The 25592-nt window shown below is 72.0% G+C and carries 23 protein-coding genes; 10 read left to right on the top strand and 13 right to left on the bottom strand.

Annotation, left to right across the window (positions count from 1 at the left end):
- From PV350_RS03005 to PV350_RS03015, 3 genes are all read right to left on the bottom strand, one after another.
- A partial coding sequence (locus PV350_RS03005) for an NADH-quinone oxidoreductase subunit C (protein ID WP_500332746.1) occupies nt 1–783 on the bottom strand: 783 nt, incomplete at its 3' end.
- The gene (locus PV350_RS03010; RefSeq protein WP_499513360.1) at nt 780–1397 is read right to left on the bottom strand and encodes an NADH-quinone oxidoreductase subunit B; all 618 of its coding nucleotides are present in this window, start codon (nt 1395–1397) and stop codon (nt 780–782) included. The genes PV350_RS03010 and PV350_RS03005, both read right to left, overlap by 4 nt.
- Nucleotides 1388–1756, bottom strand: a complete 369-nt coding sequence (locus PV350_RS03015; RefSeq protein WP_326572910.1) for an NADH-quinone oxidoreductase subunit A — start codon at nt 1754–1756, stop codon at nt 1388–1390. Before PV350_RS03015 ends, PV350_RS03010 begins: the two co-directional genes overlap by 10 nt.
- Before the next feature lie 202 nt (nt 1757–1958).
- Between PV350_RS03015 and PV350_RS03020 the strand changes: the two genes are divergently transcribed.
- Nucleotides 1959–3122, top strand: a complete 1164-nt coding sequence (locus PV350_RS03020) for a sensor histidine kinase (protein ID WP_499513358.1) — start codon at nt 1959–1961, stop codon at nt 3120–3122.
- 57 nt (nt 3123–3179) lie between these two features.
- On the opposite strand, the gene PV350_RS03025 is transcribed toward PV350_RS03020, so the two are convergent.
- A complete protein-coding gene (locus PV350_RS03025; RefSeq protein ID WP_499513357.1) occupies nt 3180–4679 on the bottom strand; it encodes an MFS transporter in 1500 nt (499 codons plus the stop codon).
- 157 nt (nt 4680–4836) lie between these two features.
- On the opposite strand from PV350_RS03025, the gene PV350_RS03030 reads away from it, so the two are divergent.
- The 5 genes from PV350_RS03030 to PV350_RS03050 all read left to right on the top strand — a co-directional run bounded on the left by PV350_RS03030 (nt 4837) and on the right by PV350_RS03050 (nt 11215).
- Nucleotides 4837–5568 (top strand): TetR/AcrR family transcriptional regulator, encoded by a 732-nt coding sequence (locus PV350_RS03030; protein WP_500332747.1) that lies wholly within the window; start codon nt 4837–4839, stop codon nt 5566–5568.
- Nucleotides 5569–5720: 152 nt separating this feature from the next.
- The gene (locus PV350_RS03035) at nt 5721–7034 is read left to right on the top strand and encodes a sensor histidine kinase (RefSeq protein ID WP_499516914.1); all 1314 of its coding nucleotides are present in this window, start codon (nt 5721–5723) and stop codon (nt 7032–7034) included.
- 259 nt (nt 7035–7293) lie between these two features.
- A complete protein-coding gene (locus PV350_RS03040) occupies nt 7294–7953 on the top strand; it encodes a response regulator (protein ID WP_500332777.1) in 660 nt (219 codons plus the stop codon).
- Nucleotides 7954–8211: 258 nt separating this feature from the next.
- Nucleotides 8212–10137, top strand: coding sequence for a 2-oxoacid:acceptor oxidoreductase subunit alpha (locus PV350_RS03045; protein ID WP_499513355.1), 1926 nt, complete (start codon nt 8212–8214; stop codon nt 10135–10137).
- Nucleotides 10130–11215 (top strand): 2-oxoacid:ferredoxin oxidoreductase subunit beta, encoded by a 1086-nt coding sequence (locus tag PV350_RS03050; RefSeq protein ID WP_499513354.1) that lies wholly within the window; start codon nt 10130–10132, stop codon nt 11213–11215. Before PV350_RS03045 ends, PV350_RS03050 begins: the two co-directional genes overlap by 8 nt.
- Before the next feature lie 73 nt (nt 11216–11288).
- Here PV350_RS03050 and PV350_RS03055 read toward each other — a convergent pair whose 3' ends face one another.
- Nucleotides 11289–11684: a winged helix-turn-helix transcriptional regulator gene (locus tag PV350_RS03055; RefSeq protein ID WP_499513353.1), complete on the bottom strand. Its 396-nt coding sequence runs from the start codon at nt 11682–11684 to the stop codon at nt 11289–11291.
- A gap of 105 nt (nt 11685–11789) precedes the next feature.
- Between PV350_RS03055 and PV350_RS03060 the strand changes: the two genes are divergently transcribed.
- Together PV350_RS03060 and rarD are read left to right on the top strand one after the other, a co-directional pair.
- Nucleotides 11790–12647: an SDR family oxidoreductase gene (locus PV350_RS03060; protein ID WP_500332748.1), complete on the top strand. Its 858-nt coding sequence runs from the start codon at nt 11790–11792 to the stop codon at nt 12645–12647.
- 198 nt (nt 12648–12845) lie between these two features.
- The gene (gene rarD / locus PV350_RS03065; RefSeq protein WP_499513351.1) at nt 12846–13790 is read left to right on the top strand and encodes an EamA family transporter RarD; all 945 of its coding nucleotides are present in this window, start codon (nt 12846–12848) and stop codon (nt 13788–13790) included.
- A 44-nt stretch (nt 13791–13834) separates the two neighbouring features.
- On the opposite strand, the gene PV350_RS03070 is transcribed toward rarD, so the two are convergent.
- Entirely contained in the window at nt 13835–14449 is a 615-nt protein-coding gene (locus PV350_RS03070) for a CGNR zinc finger domain-containing protein (RefSeq protein WP_500332749.1), read from the bottom strand.
- A gap of 65 nt (nt 14450–14514) precedes the next feature.
- On the opposite strand from PV350_RS03070, the gene PV350_RS03075 reads away from it, so the two are divergent.
- Both PV350_RS03075 and PV350_RS03080 read left to right on the top strand, forming a co-directional pair.
- On the top strand, nt 14515–14964 hold the full coding sequence (locus PV350_RS03075; RefSeq protein WP_500332750.1) for a VOC family protein: 450 nt from the start codon (nt 14515–14517) through the stop codon (nt 14962–14964).
- 105 nt (nt 14965–15069) lie between these two features.
- The gene (locus PV350_RS03080; RefSeq protein WP_499513348.1) at nt 15070–15627 is read left to right on the top strand and encodes a flavodoxin family protein; all 558 of its coding nucleotides are present in this window, start codon (nt 15070–15072) and stop codon (nt 15625–15627) included.
- Between the two features lie 10 nt (nt 15628–15637).
- Here PV350_RS03080 and PV350_RS03085 read toward each other — a convergent pair whose 3' ends face one another.
- From PV350_RS03085 to nuoL, 7 genes are all read right to left on the bottom strand, one after another.
- Nucleotides 15638–16510 (bottom strand): ABC transporter permease, encoded by an 873-nt coding sequence (locus PV350_RS03085; protein ID WP_499513347.1) that lies wholly within the window; start codon nt 16508–16510, stop codon nt 15638–15640.
- Nucleotides 16497–17462, bottom strand: coding sequence for an ABC transporter ATP-binding protein (locus PV350_RS03090; RefSeq protein WP_500332751.1), 966 nt, complete (start codon nt 17460–17462; stop codon nt 16497–16499). The genes PV350_RS03085 and PV350_RS03090 overlap by 14 nt, the downstream gene beginning before the upstream one ends.
- Nucleotides 17463–17502: 40 nt before the next feature.
- Entirely contained in the window at nt 17503–18789 is a 1287-nt protein-coding gene (locus PV350_RS03095; RefSeq protein WP_500332752.1) for a LolA family protein, read from the bottom strand.
- Between the two features lie 273 nt (nt 18790–19062).
- Entirely contained in the window at nt 19063–20049 is a 987-nt protein-coding gene (locus PV350_RS03100; RefSeq protein WP_499516912.1) for a polyprenyl synthetase family protein, read from the bottom strand.
- Nucleotides 20050–20448: 399 nt separating this feature from the next.
- A complete protein-coding gene (gene nuoN, locus PV350_RS03105) occupies nt 20449–22101 on the bottom strand; it encodes an NADH-quinone oxidoreductase subunit NuoN (protein ID WP_499513344.1) in 1653 nt (550 codons plus the stop codon).
- Nucleotides 22098–23693, bottom strand: a complete 1596-nt coding sequence (locus tag PV350_RS03110; protein ID WP_499513343.1) for an NADH-quinone oxidoreductase subunit M — start codon at nt 23691–23693, stop codon at nt 22098–22100. Before PV350_RS03110 ends, nuoN begins: the two co-directional genes overlap by 4 nt.
- On the bottom strand, nt 23693–25591 hold the full coding sequence (gene nuoL / locus PV350_RS03115) for an NADH-quinone oxidoreductase subunit L (RefSeq protein ID WP_499513342.1): 1899 nt from the start codon (nt 25589–25591) through the stop codon (nt 23693–23695). Before nuoL ends, PV350_RS03110 begins: the two co-directional genes overlap by 1 nt.
- Nucleotide 25592 lies beyond the last annotated feature (1 nt).

The raw sequence follows: 25592 nt of genomic DNA on the forward strand, positions 1-25592 counted from the left end.
CTTTGGGTGTGTCGTGGCGCTCGCCGGGGCGGTGCGGGGAGGCGTGGGCGTGTGGGGGTGCGGACGGGGCTGGCGCGCGGAGCCCCCCGGGGCGCTGCGGGTGCGCCGGGCGGGACGCTCCGCGGCGCCCGCCGCACCGGCGGCACCGGCGGCTCCGGCCGCGCGCGGGGTACGGGCGGGCCTCGCCGGGGCGGGCGGCAACTGCCCCTTCAGCGGACCCCACTCGTTGGGGTCGGGCACGCCCGGCGGCAGCATCTGGCGGCGCTTGGGGCCGCCGTGCTCGGATTCGCCCGGCTCCTTCGCGCCCGGCCACGCCTTGGCGACGCGCGCCGCCAGCACGAAGTCCTTGCGCAGCGGATGCCCCTCGAAGCCCTCGGGCAGCAGCAGCGGCACCAGGTGCGGGTGGCCGGTGAAGTCGACGCCGAACATCTCGTGTGTCTCGCGCTCATGCCAGGCGGCGCCCGCGTAGACGCCGACGGCGGTCGGCAGGGCCGGGGCCTCGTGCGGGACGGTCGTACGGATCATCAGGCGCCGCACGGAGCCGACCGCGGGGGCCACAAGGTGGGCGCAGACCCGGAACCCGGTGCCGCCTTCGTCGACGGCGCTGAGCCAGTCGAAGAAGGTGCAGCCGAGGGTGTCCCGGGCGGCCCGCAGGGCATCGGTCCAGGAGGCGGCGGGGACGTCGACGGTCAGCAGGCCGTACGCCTCCTCCGCCGTGGCCTCGGCGCCGAAGACCTCGGCGACGGCGTCCGGCTCGGGGAGCCGGTCGAAGGGCGTGGTCACTTCGCGGCCTCCCCGGGCGGCGGCGGGGCCTGGACCAGGCCGCTGCGCAGCGCGGCGGTGGACGCGGGCGGGGTGCCCCCGTCGCCGTAGCGCTCGCCGAGCGACTCGCGGGCGATCTTCTCCTGGAGCTTGAGGATGCCCTGCAGCAGCGCCTCGGGCCGCGGCGGGCAGCCGGGCACGTAGACGTCGACGGGGATGATCTGGTCGACGCCCTTGGTCACCGAGTACGAGTCCCAGTAGGGGCCGCCGCAGTTGGAGCAGGCGCCGAAGGAGATGACGTACTTCGGCTCGGGCATCTGCTCGTACAGGCGCTTCACGGCCGGGGCCATCTTGTCGGTGACGGTGCCCGAGACGATCATGAGGTCGGCCTGGCGCGGGCCGGGCGCGAAGGGGATCACGCCGAGCCGGATGAAGTCGTGCCGGGCCATGGAGGCGGCGATGAACTCGATGGCGCAGCAGGCGAGCCCGAAGTTGAAGACCCACAGGCTGTAGCGGCGGCCCCAGTTCAGGACCACCTTCATCGGCTCGGGTGCCAGCCGCGCGAGCGTACCGAGGCGGCGCGGCTCCGGCAGGTACTCGGGAGTGCTCACATCGGTCACATCGGTCACGTCCATTCCAGGACGCCCTTCTTCCAGGCGTAGAGCAGACCGACGGCGAGGAAGCCGAGGAAGACGAACATCTCGACCAGCGTGGTGCCGCCGTACCCCTCGGCGGCGAACACCGTCGCCCAGGGGAAGAGGAAGATCGCGTCGACCGCGAAGACGACGTACAGGAAGGAGTAGACGTAGTAGCGGATCTGGGTGTGCGCCCAGCCCTCGCCGACGGGGTCGACGCCGCACTCGTACGTGAGCATCTTCTCCTGCGTCGGCACGACGGGCCGCAGCAGGCGACCGGCCCCGAAGGCCACGGTCACGAAGAGCACCCCGAGCACCGCGACCAGCCCGACGACCGAGTAGCCGTGGAAGTAGTCCACGTCCGTCCGCCCCTCGTTTCTCGTCGTAAGCGCGTTGTCCAGCGATCCCGGTGGATCTTTAGACGATCTGTACGAACGGAGTCTAGGCCCTGCCTCCCGGAGCGGAACCACCCGTCCTGACCGGTGGTACGGATAACCCCACCTTGTCCTGGCAGGCGCACCCCATGGCGGTGGCCGCCCGGTCCCCGGCAGGCTTGGCGTCATGACCATCAACTCCCAGCGCGGGGAAGCCGCCCCGCTGCCGCCGGCGCGCTTCGCCTTCGACGCCGTGACGTGGAAGGAGATCGCGTATCTCCTGGCGAACCTGCCCGTGGACCTCGTGGGCTTCGTCTACGTCGCCGTCGTGCTCTATCTCGGCATCGGGCTGTCGGTGACCGTGGTCGGCCTGCCCCTGCTGGCGCTGGGGCTGGCGGGGTGCCGGTTGCTGGGGCGACTGGAGCGGATACGGGCGCGCGGCATGCTCGGGGTGGCCGTGGACGAGCCCCGGTCGCTGCGTCCCGGGCGGATGGGGTTCTTCCCCTGGCTGTGGACCTCGCTGAAGGACCCGGTGGGGTGGCGGCACGCGCTGTACTTCTTCATCCGGCTGCCATGGGGGATCGCGACCTTCACCGTCGCCTTGACCTCGCTCTTCGTGGCGTGGCCCGTGCTGCCGTTCATCGCCCGGGGGCTGGCCAACGCGGACCGCGCGATGGTCCGCGGCCTGCTGTCGCCCTCCGACGAGCTGGAGCGGCGGATCGCCGAGCTGGAGTCGGACCGCGGCACGGTGGTGGACACCGCCGCCGCAGACCTGCGCCGCATCGAGCGCGACCTGCACGACGGGGCCCAGGCCCGGCTCGTGGCGCTCGCCATGGACCTGGGCCTGGCCAAGGAGAAGCTGCAGGAGGACCCGGAGGCGGCGGCGAGGATGGTCGGCGACGCCCACGGCGAGGTGAAGCTGGCCCTCCAGGAGCTGCGCGACCTGGCCCGCGGCATCCACCCCGCCGTCCTCACCGACCGCGGCCTGGACGCCGCCCTGTCCTCGGTGGCCGCCCGGTGCACGGTGCCGGTGCAGGTCCAGGTGGACCTGGCGGGCCGGCCGGCGCCGGCGATCGAGGGCATCGCGTACTTCACCGTCTCCGAGCTGCTGCAAAACATCAGCAAGCACAGCGGGGCGCGCCGGGCCGTCGTCGAGCTGTGGCGCTCGGACGGCCGGCTGATGATCCAGGTCCGCGACGACGGGCGGGGCGGGGCGAGCGCGTCGGACGGCGGCGGGCTGGGCGGGCTGGCCGAACGGCTGGACGCGGTGGACGGCCTGCTGGTGATCGACTCCCCGGCCGGCGGCCCGACGACGGTGACGGCCGAGCTGCCCTGGCGCGACCGCGGCTGAGCCGCGTGTGGGAAGGCCGGTGCCCTCAGGCGAGGGCACCGGCCTGCCGTGCTTGCGTCAGGCGGCGAGTTCCGCCTCCTGCGCCGGGGTGGCGGAGGGCTCGGGCCTGCTGTCGCGCATGACCAGGGCGGCCAGCAGGGCGGCGGCGAGGACGCCGATCGCGCTGATGGTGAAGGTGGCCGACATCGAGGCGGTGAACGCCTCCCGGGCCGCGCGGACCATCCCGCTGTCGCCCTGGGCGACGGCCAGCGCGCCGGCGATGGAGTGCCTCGCCTCCTCGGGGGTGCCGGCGGGCATCTCGCGGGCGAAGCCGCTCGCCAGCAGCGAGCCGAGGATCGCGATGCCGAGCGCGGTACCGGCCTGCTGGATGGTGTCGTTCAGGGCGGAGCCGACGCCCGCCTTCTCCGCGGGGATGGTCGCCATGAGGGCGCCGACGGCGGCCGGCATCGCCAGGCCCGCGCCGAGGCCGAGCAGGCCGAGGGCGGCCGCCGGGACGGCGAAGCCCGTACCGGCCGAGACGGTGGTCAGCAGCGCGAAGGAGGAGGCCATGACGAGCATGCCGCCGAGGATCAGCAGGCGGTTGCCGATCCGCGCGGCGAACGTGGTGCCCAGGACGTTGCCGGCCAGCGCTGCGACGGCCAGCGGCACGAAGGCGACACCCGCCTTCACCGGCGAATAGCCCAGCACGAACTGCAGGTACTGGGTGAGCACCAGCAGCAGGCCGCCGTTGCCGATCTGGACCAGGGTCAGCGAGAGCGAGCCGCCGCTGAAGTTGCGGTGCCGGAACAGGACCAGCGGGACCATCGGCGCCGAGGTGACGTTCTCCCAGACCACGAAGGCGCCGAGGGCGAGGACGGCGACGGTCAGGGTGATCCCGGAGCGGCCGCCGAAGGCCCCGTGCTGCGGGAGCTCGATGATCCACCAGACCAGGGCGGTCATGCCGGCCGCCGACAGCACCGCGCCGAGCGGGTCGGGCTTGCTCCACGGGCCCTTGGACTCCGGCATGAGGGTGAGGCCGGCGGCGACGGCGAGCGCGACGACCGGGACGTTGATCAGGAAGATCGCGTGCCAGGAGAAGTGGTCGATCAGCACGCCGCCGAGCACCGGGCTGCCGACCAGGCCGAGCATCGACACCGAGCTCCACGCCGCCATGGCCCTGCCGCGCTCCTCCTCGTCGAAGACGGTGATGAGGATCGACAGCGTCGAGGGCATGATCAGCGCGCCGCCGACGCCCATCGCGACCCGTACGGCGATGACCTCACCGGGGCTGGTGCAGAAGGTGGCCGCCAGGGAGGCCGCCCCGAAGAGCAGCAGCCCGACGAGCATCACCTTCCGGCGCCCGAACCGGTCCCCGAGGCTTCCCGAGGTCAGCAACAGACCGGCGAAGACCAGGATGTAGGAGTCGAGGATCCACTGCGTGTCCTGGGCGCTCGCGCCGATGTCCCCGGTCATCGCGGGCACCGCCACGGTCAGCGCCATGCTGTCGACCACCAGGACCAGCGAGCTGAGGCACAGCACGATCAGGATCCACCAGCGGCGGGGGTTGCGGGTCTCCATGGGGCGTCCTTTCGGGCGTCGGCTCGTGCGTACACCGTTCCTTTGATGCGAACACTGTACGCATGGCAGAACGATGTGCGCAATACTCGCTCCTGTACGCTGATTGCGAACGCCGTACGCAGCAATCCGCCCGCACACCGGTCCCCCAAGGAGCGCCATGGCCGCCAGGACGAAGCCGAGCCCGATCCCGTCCGTGTGGGCGCGGCAGCAGCGCGAGGCCGACCAGCCCGCGCTCAGCCGCGGCGCGATCGTCCGCGAGGCGATCGCCATGCTGGACGCCGAGGGCGTCGAGGCCCTCAGCATGCGCAAACTGGGGGCCCGGCTGAACGCCGGCGCGACCTCCCTCTACCGGCACGTCGCGACCAAGGACGAGCTGATGGAGCTGGCCGTCGACGAGGTCGCCGCCGAGATCGCCGTCCCCGCCGCCGGTGGCGCGGACTGGCGCGCCGCGGTCACCGAGGCCGCCGGGTCCTTCCGCGCGACGGCGCTGCGCCACCCGTGGCTGTCCTCGGTCCTGGGCCAGGCGGGCCTCGCCTACCTCGGCCCCAACCTCATGTCGTACTCCGAGCGGCTGGCCGCCCTGTTCGCCGCCGCCGGCTTCCCCGAGCCGGGCCGGGCGATCGACACCCTCCTGAGCTACGTGATCGGCATGAGCACCACGGAGGCCGCGTGGCTCACCACGGTCGCCCGCTCCGGCGAGACCGAGGCCGGCTTCATCGCCCGTCTCATGCCCGCCGCCCAGGCCGCCGCGGCCCCCCACGACCACCTGTCCGGCTCCTACGCCGACCCCACGGCCGCCCTGGAGGACCCGGTCGCGCTGCGCGAGGCCAAGTTCGCCTACGGCCTGGACGTCGTCCTCGACGGGCTGGCGCTGCGGCTCCCCCGCTGACACCGCCCCGGTCCCGGCCGCCGCACCGCGGGGGTGGGGTTTTCCCCAGGTCCAAGACGCCGATCCGCACCATGGGCGCGAGGGCCCCGCAGGACGAGGCTGGAGGCATCACCAGCGGACGCAGAGGTACGACGAAGAGGACGGACGTGACCATGGCATACGGTTTCCCGGAGCCGCGCGAGCACCGGCTGCCCGCGGCGCTGCGCGCGCCGATCGAGGCCCGCACCTGGCGCGAGTTCCTGTATCTCCTGCTGAACCTGCCGATGGGCATCATCGGCTTCGTCTTCACGGTGACGATGCTGTCGCTGGGCGCGGGCCTGCTGGTCACCTTCCTCGGGCTGCCCGTCCTCGCCGTGATGCTGGCCGGGTGCCGGGGGCTCGGCGTCGTGGAGCGCGAGCGGGCCCGCCAGTGCCTGCGCATCGACGTGGCCGCGCCGGAACCGCTGCGCCGGAGGCCGGGCCAGGGCTTCATGTCGTGGCTCGGCGGCCAGCTGACCAGCGGCGCCTCCTGGCGGCACATCCTGTACTTCTTCGTGCACTTCCCGTGGGGCGTGTTCACCTTCTCCGTGGCCATCTCCTTCTTCACCTACGGCTGGGGGCTCCTCACGTACCCGCTGTGGCAGTGGGTGTTCCCGGCCTACACCGACCAGCCCGGGCTCCAGCTGTACGGGGACGGCAACGGCAACGGCTGGTGGCTGGACTCGCCGTTCGAGGTGGCCATGACCTCCGTGCTGGGGCTGCTGCTGGTCCTGGCCACCCCCTGGCTGATCCGGGGCATGGCGTACGTCGACCGGGGCCTGGTCGCCGGGCTGCTGGGACCCTCGCGGCTGGCCAGCCGCGTCACGGAACTGGAGTCGGACCGCGGCACGGTGGTGGACACCGCCGCCGCCGACCTGCGCCGCATCGAGCGCGACCTGCACGACGGCGCCCAGGCCCGGCTCGTCGCGCTCGCCATGGACCTGGGCCTGGCCAAGGAGAAGCTGCAGGAGGACCCGAAGGCGGCGGCCACCATGGTCGAGGAGGCGCACGGCGAGGTGAAGCTGGCCCTCCAGGAGCTGCGCGACCTGGCCCGCGGCATCCACCCCGCCGTCCTCACCGACCGCGGCCTGGACGCCGCCCTGTCCTCCCTCGCGGCGCGCTGCACCGTGCCGGTGCAGGTGAGCGTGGACCTGCCGGGGCGGCCGGTGCCGGCGATCGAGGGCATCGCGTACTTCACCGTCTCCGAGCTGCTGCAGAACATCAGCAAGCACAGCGGCGCCTCGCGCGCCACGGTCGACCTGTGGCGGTCCGGGGACCGGCTGATGATCCACGTCGTCGACAACGGGCGCGGCGGCGCCTCCACGGCGCGCGGCTCCGGCCTGGCCGGGCTCGCCGAGCGGCTGGGGGCGGTGGACGGCGTCCTCGCGGTGGACTCCCCCGCCGGCGGCCCGACCACCGTCGCGGCCGAGCTGCCCTGGCGGACCTGACCCCGCGGGGGACCGCCCGGCAGCTCGGCCGCAGGAGCCGGAAGCGCTGGAAGCGCCGGAAGAACCAGAAGAACCGCAAGGACCAGTAGGACCGGGAAGACCGGAAGAACCGAGAGGACGCTGACCGCGCCCCCCTGCGTCCCTCCCCCGCACTCCGCCCCGGCGGCAAGGCCGTGTGCCCGCCGCCGGAAGCTGGAATGCTGGGGAGGGACAGCACGTCGACGTCGACACGGGGGAGCCGGTAGCGGTGGAGGACAGGGTGCGGGTGGTCATCGCCGAGGATTCGGTGCTGCTGAGGGAGGGACTGACCCGCCTGCTGACCGACCGCGGGCACGAGGTCGTCGCCGGGGTCGGCGACGCCGAGGCCCTGCTGAAGGTGATCGGCGAGCTCGCCGCCGAGGGCGCGGTGCCCGACGTGGTCGTGGCCGACGTGCGGATGCCGCCGACCCACACCGACGAGGGCGTGCGCGCCGCGGTGCGGCTGCGCCGCGACCACCCGCGGCTGGGCGTGCTCGTGCTGTCGCAGTACGTGGAGGAGCAGTACGCCACCGAGCTGCTGGCCGCCAGTTCCCGCGGGGTCGGGTATCTGCTCAAGGACCGGGTAGCCGATGTCCGGGAGTTCGTCGACGCGGTCGTACGGGTGGCCGGCGGCGGTACCGCCCTGGACCCGGAGGTGGTCGCGCAGCTGCTGGGACGCAGCCGCAAGCAGGACGTGCTGGCCGGCCTCACCCCGCGGGAGCGCGAGGTGCTGGGACTGATGGCGGAGGGACGGACGAACTCCGCGATCGCCAAGCAGCTGGTGGTGAGCGACGGGGCGGTGGAGAAGCACGTCAGCAACATCTTCCTCAAACTGGGGCTGGCCCCCAGCGAGGGCGACCACCGGCGTGTCCTGGCCGTGCTCACGTACCTCAATTCCTGATCGCCTGACGTATCGTCAGAGGACCCCGCGGAGGCGTAGAACCGGAGCGGCGCCGGAAGGCGTCCCATATGGAGGAAGCAGGCAGCACGGGCTCCGGGGGGCGGTGACCGTGACCCATCAGGGCACAAAGGGAGCCCAGCGCGGCGTTCACGATGCGGGAAGACCCGGGAAGGCGACCCTTACCCACGTACGATGGCGCGTGGGACACAAGGTCACGGCCCCGGTCGTGAGCCGCCGCCTCGAAGGAGGTCCGATTCAGTGACCAGCCAGGTCAGCAGCCCGACAACCCCCGATCATCCCGTTCTGGGAGAGCAGCGGAAACCGGCCAAGGAGACCAGGAAGCTCGATCGGGTGGTGATCCGTTTCGCCGGGGACTCCGGCGACGGCATGCAGCTCACGGGAGATCGGTTCACCTCGGAAACGGCGTCGTTCGGCAACGATCTGTCCACCCTGCCGAACTTCCCGGCCGAGATCCGGGCTCCGGCAGGCACCCTGCCGGGCGTGTCGAGCTTCCAGCTGCACTTCGCCGACCACGACATCCTCACCCCGGGTGACGCCCCGAACGTCCTGGTCGCGATGAACCCGGCGGCACTGAAGGCGAACATCGGGGACCTGCCGCGCGGCGCGGAGGTCATCGTCAACACGGACGAGTTCACCACCCGCGCGATGGCCAAGGTCGGCTACGCGGCCTCGCCGCTGGAGGACGGCTCGCTGTCGGCCTACGCGGTGCACCCGGTGCCGCTGACCACCCTGACGGTCGAGGCGCTCAAGGACTTCCCGCTGACCCGCAAGGAGGCCGAGCGCAGCAAGAACATGTTCGCGCTCGGGCTGCTGTCGTGGATGTACCACCGGCCGACCGAGGGCACCGAGGACTTCCTGCGCAAGAAGTTCGCGAAGAAGCCCGAGCTGGCCGAGGCGAACGTCGCGGCCTTCCGCGCGGGCTGGAACTTCGGCGAGACGACCGAGGACTTCGCGGTCAGCTACGAGGTGGCCCCGGCCGAGGCGGCCTTCCCCGCGGGCACCTACCGCAACATCTCGGGGAACCTGGCCCTGTCGTACGGCCTGGTCACCGCGAGCCGGCAGGCGGACCTGCCGCTCTTCCTGGGCTCGTACCCGATCACCCCGGCCTCGGACATCCTGCACGAGCTGAGCAAGCACAAGAACTTCGGCGTGCGCACCTTCCAGGCCGAGGACGAGATCGCCGGCATCGGCGCCGCTCTCGGCGCGGCCTTCGGCGGCTCGCTGGCCGTCACGACCACCTCCGGCCCGGGTGTCGCGCTGAAGTCGGAGACCATCGGCCTCGCGGTCTCGCTCGAGCTGCCGCTGCTGGTCGTCGACATCCAGCGCGGCGGGCCCTCGACGGGCCTGCCGACCAAGACCGAGCAGGCCGACCTGCTGCAGGCGATGTACGGGCGCAACGGCGAGGCGCCGGTCCCGATCGTGGCGCCGAGCACCCCCGGCGACTGCTTCGGCGCGGCGCTGGAGGCGGCCCGCATCGCGCTGACCTACCGCACCCCGGTCCTCCTGCTCTCCGACGGCTACCTGGCCAACGGCTCCGAGCCGTGGCGGGTGCCCGAGCTGGACGAGCTGCCCGACCTGCGGGTGCAGTTCGCGACGACGCCCAACCACGTGGCGGAGGACGGTACCGAGGAGTTCTGGCCGTACCTGCGCGACCCCGAGACCCTCGCGCGCCCCTGGGCGGTGCCGGGCACCCCCGGTCTGGAGCACCGGATCGGCGGCATCGAGAAGCAGGACGGCACGGGGCACATCTCGTACGACCCGGCCAACCACGACCTGATGGTGCGCACCCGGCAGGCCAAGATCGACGGCATCGAGGTGCCCGACGTCGTCGTCGACGACCCGGACGGCCAGGCTCGGACGCTGGTGATCGGCTGGGGCTCGACGTACGGGCCGATCACGGCGGCCGTACGGCGCATCAGGGGCGCAGGGGGCGCGGTCGCGCAGGCCCATCTGCGCCATCTGAACCCCTTCCCGAGGAATCTCGGGGAGGTCCTCGGGCGTTACCAGAAGGTAGTGGTCCCGGAGATGAACCTCGGCCAGCTCGCCCATCTGCTGCGGGCGAAGTACCTGGTCGACGCCCGCTCGCACACCCAGGTCACCGGCCTGCCCTTCAAGGCCGAGCAACTCGCTGCCGCCATCCAGGAGGAGAGCGCAGATGTCTGAGGCGCCTGCCGTCGAACACCGCACGCCGGGGCTGCCGGCGCTGTCCCTGGTCCCCAAGGCCGAAGCCAAACAGTCCATGAAGGACTTCAAGTCGGACCAGGAAGTGCGCTGGTGCCCCGGCTGCGGTGACTACGCGATCCTCGCCGCGGTGCAGGGCTTCATGCCCGAACTGGGTCTGGCCCGGGAGAACATCGTCTTCGTCTCCGGGATCGGCTGCTCCTCCCGCTTCCCGTACTACATGAACACCTACGGGATGCACTCCATCCACGGCCGCGCCCCGGCCATCGCGACCGGGCTCGCCGCCTCGCGGCGCGACCTGTCGGTGTGGGTCGTCACAGGTGACGGCGACGCGCTGTCCATCGGCGGGAACCACCTGATCCACGCGCTGCGGCGCAACGTGAACCTCAAGATCCTGCTCTTCAACAACCGGATCTACGGCCTGACGAAGGGGCAGTACAGCCCGACCTCCGAACTCGGCAAGATCACCAAGTCGACGCCGATGGGCTCGCTGGACGCGCCCTTCAACCCGGTCTCGCTGGCGCTGGGCGCCGAGGCCTCCTTCGTGGCGCGCACCGTCGACTCCGACCGCAAGCACCTGACGGGCGTGCTCCGGGCGGCCGCCGCGCACCCGGGCACGGCCTTCGTGGAGATCTACCAGAACTGCAACATCTTCAACGACAACGCCTTCGAGGTGCTGAAGGACCGGGCCTCCGCCGAGAACGCGGTGATCCGGCTGGAGCACGGGGAGCAGATCCGCTTCGGCGCGGACAACACCAAGGGGGTCGTACGCGACCGGGCCACCGGCGACCTGAAGGTCGTCGAGGTCGACGCCTCCAACGAGGACGAGGTCCTGGTGCACGACGCGCACGCCGCGTCGCCCACGACGGCCTTCGCCCTGTCCAGACTCGCCGACCCCGACACGCTGCACCACACGCCGATCGGCGTGTTCCGCAGCGTCGAACGGCCGGTCTACGACGTGCTGATGTCCGAGCAGCTGGAGCAGGCCGTCGAGCAGCACGGCAAGGGCGACATCGCCGCGCTGCTGGCCGGCAACGACACGTGGACGGTCGTGGGCTGACCCACCGCGTCCCTCACACCGACCGCACCGACCGCACCCGCCGCGGCGGCCGTACGGGGCCCGGGCCTGACGATCAGGTCCGGGCCTCGTCGTATGCCCGGCGGGCCGCCATCACCTGCTCCGTGCGGCCCTCGGTCCAGCGGGCCAGGGCCCAGACCTGGTCCGCGGCCTCCTTGCCGAGCGGGGTGAGGGAGTACTCCACGCGCGGCGGGATGACGGGGTGCGCCTCGCGGTGCACGAAGCCGTCGCGCTCCAGGGTCTGCAGGGTCTGGGCGAGCATCTTCTCGCTGACCCCGCCGACCGTGCGGCGCAGCTCGCTGAAGCGCAGGGTGCCGTCGGTCAGTGCGGCGAGCACCAGCACGCCCCAGCGGCTGGTGACGTGTTCGAGGATCACCCGCGAGGGGCAGTTGCGCGCGTTCACGTCCGGGGGCGCCTGCAGCACGGCGGTGAGCTCTTCCCTTACGTCCATACCACTAGCTTACTTTGAAGTGGGTACTTTCTGGAAGTTAGTACCTGCCCTAGGGTTAGTCCCGTCATCACGCACAAGGACACCAGGGACTGGAGTGAACCCGTCATGAGCATCGTCGTCACCGGAGCCACCGGACAGCTGGGCCGGCTGGTCGTGGAGCGGCTGCTGGCCGACCTCCCGGCCGGGCAGGTCGTGGCCGTCGTACGGGACGCGGACAAGGCCGCGGACCTCGCCGCCCGGGGCGTGGAGCTCCGGGTGGCCGACTACGACGCGCCCGGGACCCTCAAGGACGCCTTCCGGGCGGGCGACGTGGTGCTGCTGATCTCGGGCAGCGAGGTCGGGCAGCGCGTGGCGCAGCACACCGCCGTGATCGAGGCCGCCAAGGAGGCGGGGGTCGCCCGGCTCGCGTACACCAGCGTCCTCGGCGGGCCGGCCGCCGACTTCCGGCTCGCCGCCGAGCACCAGGCCACCGAGCAGGCCCTGCTGGACTCCGGGCTGACCTACACGCTGCTGCGCAACGGCTGGTACACCGAGAACTACACCGCGCAGATCGCCGTCCAGCTGGAGCACGGGGTCGCGGGCAGCGCGGGCGAGGGCCGCATCGGCTCCGCCACCCGCGAGGACTACGCGGCGGCCGCGGCCGCCGTGCTGACCGGCGAGGGGCACGAGGACGCGGTGTACGAGCTCAGCGGGGACGAAGCCTGGACGCTGGCCGAGTACGCCGCCGAGCTGGCCCGGCAGTCCGGCCGCCCGGTCGCCTACGCCGACCTGCCCGCCGACGCCTTCCTGGCGGTCCTGACCGGCGCCGGGCTGCCCGAGGCGGTGGCCGGGATCTACGTCGACGTCGACGTCGCCGGCGTCTCCCGCGGCCTCCTCCAGGGCGGCAGCGGCGACCTCGCCCGACTGATCGGACGTCCCACCACCCCGCTCGCGGACACGATCGCGGCGGCGCTCAAGGGCTGACCCCGGCCGCCCGCCCGGACGGCGGCGCCCCCGCGGCGGATCCCCTCCGGCCGCGGGGGCCCCGCCCCGCGTCCGCCCGGTCCCGGTGCGCTCCCGGCCCGCTGCGGGGGTGTCATGACCGTCATGCGATACGCAGATGACGGGAGAACGCCCCGCGCGCTACCTTCGAGCGGTCGGCCAGCGCCCCGGGAGGAACGAGTGAACGAGCAGCGTGCCGGACTGCTGTACGGATTCGCCGCCTACGGGCTCTGGGGGCTCTTCCCCCTCTACTGGCCGCTCCTCGAACCGTCCGGCGCGGGCGAGATCCTCGCCCACCGCATGGTCTGGTCGCTGGTCGTCGTCTCCCTCGTGCTGCTGGTGATGCGCCGCTGGGCGTGGGTCCCCGAACTCCTGCGCCAGCCGCGGCGGCTGGCGCTGCTGGCCGTGGCGGCGGCCGTCATATCCGTGAACTGGGGCCTGTACATCTGGGGCGTCAACAGCGGCCACGTCGTCGAGACCTCGCTGGGCTACTTCATCAACCCGCTCGTCACCATCGGCCTCGGCGTCCTCGTCCTGCACGAGCGGCTGCGCCCCGCGCAGTGGGCCGCCGTGGGCGTCGGCGCCGCCGCCGTCCTGGTGCTGACCCTGGGCTACGGGCGGCTGCCGTGGATCGCGCTGACCCTGGCCTGCTCCTTCGCCACCTACGGCTTCATCAAGAAGAAGGTCGGCATGGGCGGCCTGGAGTCGCTGGCGGCCGAGACGGCCCTCCAGTTCCTGCCGGCGCTCGGCTACCTGGCCTTCCTCGGCAGCCGCGGCGACACCACCTTCGCCTCGCACGGGGCCGGCCACGCCGCCCTGCTCGCCGCGTGCGGCGTCGTCACCGCCGTGCCGCTGATCTGCTTCGGCGCGGCGGCCATCCGCATCCCGCTGAGCATGCTGGGGCTGCTGCAGTACCTCGCGCCGGTCTTCCAGTTCGGGCTCGGACTGCTCTGGTTCCACGAGGAGATGCCGGCCGAGCGCTGGGCCGGCTTCGCCCTCGTCTGGCTCGCCCTGGCCCTGCTGACCTGGGACGCGCTGCGCGCCGCGCGGCGCGGCCGGATCGCGGTGCGCGACGCCGCGGTGGTGCCCGACGAGGCGGCGCCGCGCGGGGCCGTCACCGGCTGAGCGGCGGCGTCCACACGCACGGGTGCACGGGTGTACGCACGGCACTAACCTCCCGGGGCCTCGTACGCCTGCCTGCGGGAGCGGTGGGCACGGACCTTGTGGCGGTTGCCGCAGTGCTCCATGGAGCACCAGCGACGCCGGCCGGGGCGTGAGGTGTCCACGAAGACCAGTCGGCAGTCGTGGGCGGAGCATTCACGGACACGGTCGGCGTGGGGGCCGGAGAAGAGCTCCACTGCGTCCCGGGCTACGGCCGCCAGCACCTGGGTGCCGGTGACCGGGGTACGCCAGGAGCGGCCCCCGTCGGGAGCGAGACGCAGGGCGGGGGGACGCCAGGCGGCGGCCTCGTTGAGGACGACGAGGTCCGGGGCGGGGAGGGGTTCCCCGTGGACACGGGCGACGGCGATGTGCCAGAGCGCGTCGCGCAGGTAGCGGGCCGCGGCGACGTCCTCCGGGGAGACGGCGAGGCTACCCGGGTCGGGGCACAGCCGGGACGCCACCGCCCAGCGGACCAGGTCGGCGGGCTCGTGGAGGACCTCGTGGCGCGCGTAGGCGCCGGGGCCGCCCGTGGGCAGCAACTCAAGGGCGAGCGCGCCCGGATCGAAGCGGTAGGCGACTCCTTCGGATGAATGGAGGACCAGACCGATTGCGGGCTCCGTCATGTAACCAATATAACTGGTTACAGACCGGCCGAGAGCCGGAGGAGACGCGAACGAGGGGGCTCGGCATGGCAGTTCACTGGAAGCTCGTGGTCGACGCGGCGGATCCGCACCGGCAGGCCGCCTTCTGGGCGGAGGCCCTGGAGTACACGCTCGAGGACCACAGCGTGCTGATCGAGAAGTTGCTGGGGTTCGGCGCCGTGACGCAGGACGTCCTGACGGAGGCGGCCGGCCGCAAGGCCTGGCGGGACCTGGCCGCCGTGCGCCACCCCGACGACCCCTACGACGACGAGAAGGGCTCGGGCCTCGGGCGGCGCATCCTCTTCCAGCGGGTGCCCGAGGCCAAGACGGCGAAGAACCGGCTGCACATCGACCTCCATCCGGGCACGGGACGGCTGGAAGCGGAAGTGGCCCGGCTGGAAGGGCTCGGCGCGACGGTGCTGCGGCGGATAGCGGAGCCCTCCGGCACCTGGGTCACCATGGCCGACCCGGAGGGGAACGAGTTCGACGTCGAGTAGCCCGCCGGCCCTCCGGGCCTGCGGCACCCGCCTTGACGGCGGGGGCGGCGCGGTGACAACATCTCCATGCGTACGCAACTAATGCATACGCAAGGAGATGACGGGGTGTCGGACTCAGAGCGGACCTTCCTGTTCCTGGTGGGAAGCAGCCGCGCCGACGGCAACACCGAGACGTTGGCGCGGCACGCCGCCGAGCAGCTTCCGCCCGCGGTGGACCGGCGCTGGCTGCGGCTGAAGGACCTGCCGCTGCCGCTCTTCGAGGACCTCAGGCACGACGGCGACGGCCGCTATCCCGCACCGTCGGGGCACGCCGCCACACTCCTGGAGGCCACCTTGGCGGCCACCGACATCGTGGTGGTCTCCCCCCTGTACTGGTACAGCGTCTCGACCAGCACCAAGCTCTACCTGGACCACTGGTCGGGCTGGATGCGGGTGCCGGGGCTGGACTTCCTGGAGCGGATGCGCGGCAAGACCCTGTGGTCGGTGACCGTGCACGGCGGCCAGGACCCGGCGACCGCCGCCCCGCTGGTGGGGACGCTGCGCCACACGGCCGACTACGCAGGGATGCGCTGGGGCGGGGCGCTGCTGGGCTACGGCACCCGGCCGGGTGACGTGCTGCGGGACACGGCGGCCCTGGGCCGGGCCAAGACCTTCTTCGGCTGACCGGCGGCGGTCAGGCCGTGATGTCGCGGGTGGTGAAGCGGGCCCAGGCCGCGGAGCCGAACACGGCGACGTAGAGCGCCTGGAGCTGGAAGTTGCTGCGCATCTCGTCCCAGTAGACGGGGTCGCGGACCAGGTCGGCGAAGCTCAGCCAGTAGTGGGGGAAGAGGTAGGGCTGCACGGCGTGCAGTTGGGGGATGGTGTCGACGATCTGCACGGTGATCAGCAGACCCACGGTGGTGGCCATGGCGGCGATGCCGCTGTCGGTGAGCGTGGAGATGAACAGGCCCAGCGCGGCGATGCCGGTGAGCGAGGCGGCCACGACCACGGCGACCAGCAGGGCGCGCAACAGCCCCTCGGAGAAGGGGACCGTCGTGCCCGACAGCAGGGTGACGTCGCCGAGCGGGAAGAGCAAGGCGCCGGTCACCAGTGCCGAGACGGCCACGACGAGGGTGCCGATCAGGCAGAAGGCCAGGACGGAGGCGTATTTGGAGACCAGCAGACGGGTGCGCCCGGCCGGGGCCACCAGCAGATAGCGCAGGGTGCCCGCGTTGGCCTCGCCGGCGACGGCGTCACCGGCCACGACACCGATCGCCATGGGGAGGAAGAAGGGCAGCGTCGCGGCGAGCGAGGCGAAGACCAGGAAGAGACCGTTGTTGGTGATCAGCGCGACGAAGGCCGGGCCGTCACCGCCCCCGCCGCCGGCCGAGCCGCCGTCACCGGTCTCGATCCGCACCGCGATCCCGATGAGCACCGGGACCCCGGCCAGGACGGCCAGCAGCGCCAGGGTGCGCCAGCGGCGCAGCACGGTCACCAGTTCGCTGCGGAACAGCCCGAGCGAGCGGATCGGCCACACCGACCTGGTCAGGGTGTCAGCCTGCGACATCGAAGCCCTCTCCGGTCAGTGCGACGAACGCGTCCTCCAGTGACGCCCGTTCGACGCCGAAGCCGCGGACGCGGACCCCGGCGGCGACCAGTGCAGCGTTGAGGTCGGCCAGTTCGGGGAGTGCCGCGGGGTCCTGCGGCAGTTCCCCGGTGACCCGGTCGCCGTCGACGGCCAGGCCGGTGACCCCCTGCTCCTTCAGGACGCGCACCGCCTCGGCGGGGTCGGGGGTGGTGACCACCAGGCGTCCGGCGGAGGAGAGCGCCTCCACCGGGCCCTGGGTGATCAGCCGGCCGCGGGACATCACGGCGGCGTGGGTGCAGACCTGTTCGATCTCGTCGAGGAGGTGGGAGGAGAGGAAGACCGTGGTGCCGTCCGCCGCCAGCTCGCGGACGAGCGAGCGGATCTCCCGCATGCCCTGCGGGTCCAGGCCGTTGGTGGGCTCGTCCAGCACCAGCAGGTCGCGGGGCCGCAGCAGGGCGGCGGCCAGGCCGAGCCGCTGCTTCATGCCGAGGGAGTAGGCGCGCGCCTTCTTGCCCGCGGCGGCGGCCAGGCCGACCCTCTCCAGGGCCGCGTCGACCCGGTCCCCGCGGGTGCGGGGACCGGCGGTCGGATCGGCCGCGTCGAAGCGCAGCAGGTTGTCACGGCCGGAGAGGAAGCCGTACAGGGCGGGGCCCTCGATCAGCGCGCCCACGCGCGGCAGGACGCTGCGCACCGCGCGCGGCATGGGCTCGCCGAGTACCCGCGCCGTGCCTGAGGTCGGGGCGATGAGCCCCATGAGCATGCGGATCGTCGTCGTCTTCCCGGAGCCGTTGGGCCCCAGGAAGCCGAAGACGCTGCCCCGGGGGACGGCCAGGTCGAGGCCGTCGACGGCGAGCTGTCCACCGCGGTACCTCTTGGTGAGTCCGCTCGTGGAGATCGCGTGCTCACCGGTCTCGGCGGACGGCTCCCCCATCGGCGCTCCTTCGCTCTGTGCCGCTGCCTTGCTCCGTGCCCTACTCGGCGGCCGCGTCGGCGGCCTTGATCAGGGCGTCCTGGGTCACGGTGCCCACGTAGACCTTGCCGCTGTCGGTGATCAGGGCGTTCACCAGGCGGGTGCCGACCACCGTGCCGGTGCCGAACCCGCCCTTGACCTCCTTGCCGAAGGTGCCGAGCAGCCCCTGTCCGCCGAGGCCGGGGGCCTTGTCCCCGCCCTCGGACGGGCCGGCGTTCAGCGCCTCCTGAGGCAGCTTCAGCTCGGCGATCGAGTCCCAGCCCTTGCCGAGGACGCCAAGGCCCTCCAGGCCCTCCAAGCCGTCCAGGCCGCCGAGGTCACCGAACTCCTCGTGCGCCCCGCGGGCGTCCTGCCCGGCCTTCCCCTCGGCCTTCCCGTCCGCCTTCTCGCCGGCCTTCTCCGTCGTCACCTTCGCGCCCTTCGGCGGGGTGAAGTCGAAGACCGAGGCGGCGGGCCGGGAGAAGTCGACCTTGGTGAAGGCGACGTCGACGATGGCCTTGCCGCCGCCCCTCGGGGCGAGGGTGAACTTCAGCGGCACACCGGTGCCGGCGTCCACGCCGATCCGGATCGACCCGACCGTGGAGTCGGTGGCCTTGGGCCTGACCACCAGCTGGTAGGCGTCCCGCCCGGCGATGCGCGCGGTGCCGTCCACCGTGACGGTGGAGCTGTCGTCCGCCGCGTCGAGGATCTTCTTCGCGGCTTCCTGCGGGGTGGCCGGCCAGCCCTCGGGCAGTTCGCGGTCGCCCTTGGCCCGGTCCTCACCCTGCGCCTCCCGCGGGAGACCGGTGAGGTGGTAGGCCTGGTTGCTGCCGCTGTCGTAGGCCCAGACCTCGTCACCATTGTGGATGAGGCTGTACTCCGCAGCGTTCCGGACGATCGACACCTTCTGCTTCTGCGGGCCGTCGGCCGCGACGCGCAAGGTGTGGGAGCCGGCCAGCAGCTGGGTGAGCTGCTCCTTCGGGTCGGCCGAGGAGTCCCCGCGGCCGCCACCGCCGCCGCCGAACGGCCCACCGGCGCCCGTGGCGCCGGTCAGCAGGGCCGGCAGGCCGAAGTCCGTGCTGATGCGGACCGAGCCGGAGATCGTCTGGGTGTCCGAGGCCGCGACCTTCGCGATCAGCTCCTCGGCCGTGATCCCGGGCAGATCCGGGCTGCCCGCGTTCGCGAGCGCCGGTACGAGCCCGATGGTCGCCGCGGCGACCCCCGCCGCCGCCACCGGGACCGCGTAACGTATCGCCTTGGTCCGCCGCCGGGGCTCCCGGTCGTCGTCCATGGGCTGGATGGGTGCCATTACGTCCCTACCTCCGTCGTCAACGGCGGGTTCCCGTCATCGTCGCACTCGTCCACCTCGGGCCATTGTCACCCGATCCGCCGTGTGGTGGTGCCTCTTATCCCATCAATCCGGCCACTCGGGCGCATCGCCCGCCGGGATCAACTCGGCGTACTCCTCTGGGATGACGATCCCTGACAACGGTTCAGGGCGGAAGGCACCCCTCGCCGCCGGTGACCGCGCGGGCGCCGGGGGGACGGCCGTCCGGGTCACCTCTGGGCCGACCGGGCCGAACTAGCCCGCGCGGTGCACCACGGCCTCGCAGAGCCCCTCCAGGGCCTGCTTGGCGGCACAGTCGGGGAGCGGCGCCAGCAGGGCCCGTGCCTCGTCCGCGTAGCGCACGGTGTCGCGCCGGGCCTGCTCCAGCGCCGGATGGGCGCGCATCAGCTCCAGCGCCTCGGCGTGCCGCCGGTCGTCCGTCAGATCGCCGTCCAGCAGTTCGCACAGCCGCAGGTCGTCCGCCGAGGCGAAACCGTTGGCCTTGGCCACGGCCGAACGCAGGTGCAGCACCGGCAGGGTCGGCACGCCCTCGCGCAGGTCCGTGCCCGGGGTCTTGCCGGACTCGTGCGAGTCGCTGGCGATGTCCAGCACGTCGTCGGCGAGCTGGAAGGCCGTGCCGACGCGCTCCCCGTACTGGGTGAGGATGTCGACGACGCTCTCGTCCGCGCCGGACATCATGGCGCCGAAGCGGCACGAGACGGCGATCAGCGAACTCGTCTTGCCGGCGATCACTTCCAGGTAGTGGTCGATCGGGTCGCGTCCGTCGCGCGGGCCGACGGTCTCCAGGATCTGTCCGGTGACCAGCCGCTCGAAGGCCTCGGCCTGGATGCGTACGGCCTCCGGCCCGAGGTCGGCCAGTATGTGCGAGGCCTTGGAGAACAGGAAGTCGCCGGTCAGCACGGCGACCGAGTTGTCCCAGCGGGCGTTGGCGCTCGGCACGCCGCGGCGCACCGCGGCCTCGTCCATGACGTCGTCGTGGTACAGCGTCGCCAGGTGCGTCAGCTCCACCACCACGGCCGACGGCACGATGCCGGGCGCGTGCGGGTCGCCGAACTGGGCGGCCAGCAGCGACAGCAGCGGACGGAACCGCTTCCCGCCCGCGTGCACGAGGTGGCGGGCCGCCTCCGTGATGAACGGCACATCGCTCTTGGTTGCCTCCAGGAGGCCTGCCTCGACGGCGGACAGCCCGGCGCGGACGGCGGACTCGAGGTCCTCGTCCATTACGCTCAGCCCGAAGGGCCCGACGACGGTCGTCACCTGGGATTCTCCTGTCGCTGAGATCACTTCTGCGGCTTGCGGCGTGGCGCTGCACTACACCTGGCAGAGTAACCGGTCGCCTCTCGATCACTGCGAGGGCATGGCCCCCGCGGGCCACTACGCCCGGTTTTGCCCGCGTGTACGGCAGGTCCTCTCCGGTGCCGCGCCCGGCCGCGGGGCCCCACCGCCGCCTCGCACACCCCCCGCACGGCACCCGGAGCGGGCTCCGCGAGGGGCCTGCGTCGCTGTTCCGCCTTCCCCGCGAGCCGCCCGCCATGCCGAGCCATGCCGAACGGCGCGGCCCCCGCCAAGTGCGGGGAGCCGCGCCGTGGATGGCCGCACGGGCCGGGCCGTGCGGTGGGGTCAGCGGACGAAGACGCCCGCCTGGCCGGCGAGGTCCAGGAAGTACTGGGGCGCGACACCCAGCACGAGGGTGACCGCCACGCCCAGTGCGATGGCCGTGGACGTCAGCGGCGAGGGCACGGCGACCGTGGGGCCGTCGGCCTTGGGCTCGCTGAAGAACATGAGCACGATGACCCGGATGTAGAAGAACGCCGCGATGGCGGACGAGATCACACCCACGATCACCAGTGGCACCGCCCCGCCCTGCGCGGCGGCGCTGAAGACCGCGAACTTCCCGGCGAAGCCGGACGTCAGCGGGATGCCGGCGAAGGCGAGCAGGAAGACCGCGAAGACCGCGGCCACCAGCGGGGAACGCCGTCCCAGGCCCGCCCAGCGCGACAGGTGCGTGGCCTCCCCGCCGGCGTCGCGCACCAGCGTGACGACGGCGAAGGCGCCCAGCGTCACGAAGGAGTACGCCGCCAGGTAGAAGAGCACCGAGGAGACGCCCTCCGGCGTGGCGGCGATGACACCGGCCAGGATGAAGCCGGCGTGCGCGATCGAGGAGTAGGCGAGCAGGCGCTTCACGTCGGTCTGGGTGACCGCGACGATCGCGCCGACCAGCATCGTGAGGATCGCGACGCCCCACAGCACCGGCCGCCAGTCCCAGCGCAGCTCCGGCAGGACCACGTAGAGCAGCCGCAGCAGCGCGCCGAAGGCGGCGACCTTGGTGGCCGCGGCCATGAAGCCGGTGACCGGGGTCGGAGCGCCCTCGTAGACGTCCGGCGTCCACATGTGGAACGGCACGGCGCCCACCTTGAACAGCAGGCCCATGCCGACCAGCGCGGCGCCGATCAGCAGCAGCGCGTCGTTGCCCGCGGAGTCGGCCAGCGCCGGGTTGAGCTTGGCGGTACCGTCCACGACCGACGCGATGCCGGAGTAGGAGACGGTGCCCGCGTAGCCGTACAGCAGGGCGATGCCGAACAGCAGGAAGGCGGAGGAGAAGGCGCCCAGCAGGAAGTACTTGACCGCCGCCTCCTGCGACATCGCACGCCGCCGCCGGGCGAGGGCGCAGAGCAGGTAGAGCGGGAGGGAGAAGACCTCCAGGGCCACGAAGAGCGTCAGCAGGTCGTTGGCCGCCGGGAAGATCAGCATGCCGCCGACGGCGAACATCAGCAGCGGGAAGACCTCGGTGGTGGTGAAACCGGCCTTGACGGCGTTCTTCTCCTGGTCGCTGCCCGGCACCGCGGAGCCCTGCGCGGCGAAGGAGTCGACGTGCCGGCCGTGCGCCTTGGGGTCGAGCCGGCGCTCGGCGAAGGTGAACACCCCGACCAGGCCCACCAGCAGGATCGTGCCCTGCAGGAAGAGGGCCGGGCCGTCGACGGCGACCGCGCCCATGGCGGCGATGTGGGCCTTCGTCGTGGCGTAGCCGCCCGCCGCGAGCGCCACGACCGCGGCGAAGGCGGCGGCCATGCCGACGACCGCGAGGCCGACCTGCCCGGTGTAGCGCAGGCGCCGCGGCAGGAACGCCTCGATGAGGATGCCGAGGATGGCCACACCGAAGACGATCAGGACCGGAGCCAGCTGGGCGTACTCGATCTTCGGCGCGTTGATCTTGTCGGCGGCGAGCGGTGCCGCCGTTGTCCACAGGCTGTGGACAGCAACTGTGCTGCTCACTTGGATGCCTCCAGCGCCGGCTTGGGGTCGGTCTTGTGCACGTCGGAGAGCGTCTGCTGCACCGCCGGGTTGACGACGTCGGTGAGCGGCTTCGGGTACACCCCGAGCACGATCAGCAGCGCGATCAGCGGCGCCACGACGGCGAGTTCCCGGACCTTCAGGTCGGGCATCCCCTGTACCTCGGCCTTCACCGGGCCGGTCATCGTCCGCTGGTACAGGACGAGGACGTACAGCGCGGCGAGGACGATGCCGGTGGTGGCGATGATCCCGACGGCCGGGTAGCGGCTGAACGTCCCGACGAGGACGAGGAACTCGCTGACGAAGGGGGCGAGCCCCGGCAGCGAGAGGGTGGCCAGACCGCCGATCAGGAAGGTGCCGGCCAGCACCGGGGCCACCTTCTGCACCCCGCCGTAGGACGCGATGAGACGGGAGCCGCGACGGGAGATCAGGAAGCCCGCGACCAGCATCAGCGCGGCGGTGGAGATGCCGTGGTTGACCATGTACAGCGTCGCCCCGCCCTGACCCTGGGAGGTCATCGCGAAGATGCCCAGGATGATGAAGCCGAAGTGGGAGATCGACGCGTACGCGACCAGCCGCTTGATGTCGCGCTGGCCGACGGCGACCAGGGCGCCGTAGACGATGCTGATCAGCGCCAGCACCAGGATCACCGGCGTCGCCCACTTGCTGGCCTCGGGGAAGAGCTGGAGGCAGAAGCGGAGCATCGCGAAGGTGCCGACCTTGTCGACGACCGCGGTGATGAGCACCGCGACCGGCGCCGTGGCCTCGCCCATGGCGTTGGGCAGCCAGGTGTGCAGCGGGAACAGCGGGGCCTTCACCGCGAACGCGAAGAAGAAGCCGAGGAAGAGGGCGCGTTCCGCGGTGGCGGACATGTCCAGCTTCCCGGCCGCCCGGGCCTGCAGGATCTCCTGGAGGGAGAAGGTGCCCTGGCCGAGCTGGTCGGCGGTGACGGCGTAGAGCCCGATGACCGCGGCCAGCATGATGAGCCCGCCGGCCAGGTTGTAGAGCAGGAACTTCACCGCCGCGTAGGAGCGCTGACGGGCCGCCTCCTCCTCGCCGTGCTCGTGGGCACGGTCCCCGAAGCCGCCGATGAGGAAGTACATCGGGATGAGCATGGCCTCGAAGAAGATGTAGAACAGGAAGACGTCCGTGGCCTCGAAGGAGATGATCACCATCGCCTCGACCAGCAGGATCAGCGCGAAGAAGCCCTGGGTGGGCCGCCAGCGGCGGTTGGGGTTCTTCTCCTCCAGAGGGTCGGCGTCGTGCCAGCCCGCGGCGATGACGAACGGGACGAGCAACGCGGTCAGCCCGATGAGCGCGACGGCGATGCCGTCCACGCCGAGTTCGTAGCGGACCCCGAAGTCGGCGATCCACGCGTGGGACTCGCCGAGCTGGTACCGGGCCCCGCCCGGGTCGAAGCGGACGAACACGATCGCGGCCAGCACGAGCGTCGCCAGTGAGACGGCCAGCGCCAGCCACTTGGCGGCCTCGCGCCGCGCCGCCGGCACGGCGGCGGTGGCGATCGCGCCGAGCGCCGGCAGGCCGGCGGTCAGGGTGAGCAGGGGGAAGGACATCAGGCAACACCCCTCATCAGCAGCGTCGCGGCGACCAGCACCGCGGTGCCCGCCAGCATCGACACGGCGTAGCTGCGCACGTAACCGTTCTGGAGGCGGCGCATCCGGCCGGAGAGGCCGCCGACGGCGGCCGCGGTGCCGTTGACGACGCCGTCCACACCCTTGTGGTCCACGTAGACCAGACCGCGGGTGAGGTACTCGCCGGGCAGCACCAGGGCGACGTGGTTGAAGTCGTCCTGGAGCAGGTCGCGCCGGGCGGCGCGGGTGAGCCAGCTGCCGCGCGGGGCGACGGACGGCACCGGGCGGCGTCCGTACACGGCCCAGGCCAGGGCGACGCCGAGCACCATCACCACCATCGTGGCGCCGGTGACGGCGGCCGCGCCGATCGGCGGGTGGCCCTCCTCATGACCGGTGACCGGCTCCAGCCACTTCACGAAGGCCTCGTTCCAGCTGAACAGGAAGCCCGCGAAGACCGAGCCGAAGGCCAGGACGACCATGGGGATCGTCATCGACTTCGGCGACTCGTGCGGGTGCGGCTCGTGGCCGTCCGCGTCCTGCTGCCAGCGCTTCTCGCCGAAGAAGGTCATCAGCATCACGCGGGTCATGTAGAACGCGGTGATCGCCGCGCCCAGCAGGGCCGCGCCGCCGAGGATCCAGCCCTCGGTGCCGCCCTTGGCGAAGGCGGCCTCGATGATCTTGTCCTTGGAGAAGAAGCCGGACAGTCCCGGGAAGCCGATGATCGCCAGGTAGCCGAGACCGAAGGTGACGAAGGTGACCGGCATGTACTTCCGCAGGGCCCCGTACTTGCGCATGTCCACCTCGTCGTTCATGCCGTGCATGACCGATCCGGCGCCGAGGAAGAGCCCGGCCTTGAAGAAGCCGTGGGTGACCAGGTGCATGATCGCGAAGACGTAGCCGATCGGGCCGAGGCCGGCGGCCATCACCATGTAGCCGATCTGCGACATCGTCGAGCCGGCCAGCGCCTTCTTGATGTCGTCCTTGGCGCAACCGACGATCGCACCGAAGAGCAGCGTGACCGCGCCGACCGTCACCACGGCCACCTGCGCGGTGGGCGCGGCGTTGAAGATCACGCCGGAGCGGGTGATCAGGTAGACGCCGGCGGTCACCATCGTCGCCGCGTGGATCAGGGCCGAGACCGGGGTCGGGCCCTCCATCGCGTCGCCGAGCCAGGACTGCAGCGGGACCTGGGCCGACTTGCCGCAGGCGGCGAGCAGCAGCATCAGGCCGATGCCGGTCAGGACGCCCTCACCCGCCTTGTCCACCTGGCCGAAGAGCGGCTCGAAGGTGAAGGTGCCGAAGGTGGTGAACAGCAGCATGATCGCGATCGACAGGCCGACGTCACCGACGCGGTTGACGATGAAGGCCTTCTTGGCCGCGGTCGCCGCGCTGGGCTTGTGCTGCCAGAAGCCGATCAGCAGGTACGAGGCCAGGCCCACGCCCTCCCAGCCGACGTACAGCAGCAGGTAGTTGTCGGCGAGGACCAGCAGGAGCATCGCCGCGAGGAAGAGGTTGAGGTAGCCGAAGAAGCGGCGGCGCCGCTCGTCGTGCTCCATGTAGCCGATCGAGTAGATGTGGATGAGCGTGCCCACACCGGTGATCAGCAGGGCGAAGGTCATCGACAGCTGGTCCAGCTGGAAGGCCACGTCCGCGTGGAAGCCGCCGACGGAGATCCAGGTGAAGGCGGTCGAGTGCAGCGCGCGGTCCTCGCCGCCGCGGCCCAGCATGTCGAAGAAGAGCACCGCCGCGCCGACGAAGGACGCCCCCGCGAGCGTGGTGCCGATCCAGTGGCCCGTGCGGTCCAGCCTCCGTCCGCCGGTGAGCAGCACGCCGGCGCCCAGCAGCGGCAGGAGGACGAGCCATCCGATCAAGTAGTCCACT

Source organism: Streptomyces sp. PA03-6a (assembly GCF_033792765.1).
In the GTDB taxonomy this organism is placed as follows: Bacteria; Actinomycetota; Actinomycetes; order Streptomycetales; family Streptomycetaceae; genus Actinacidiphila.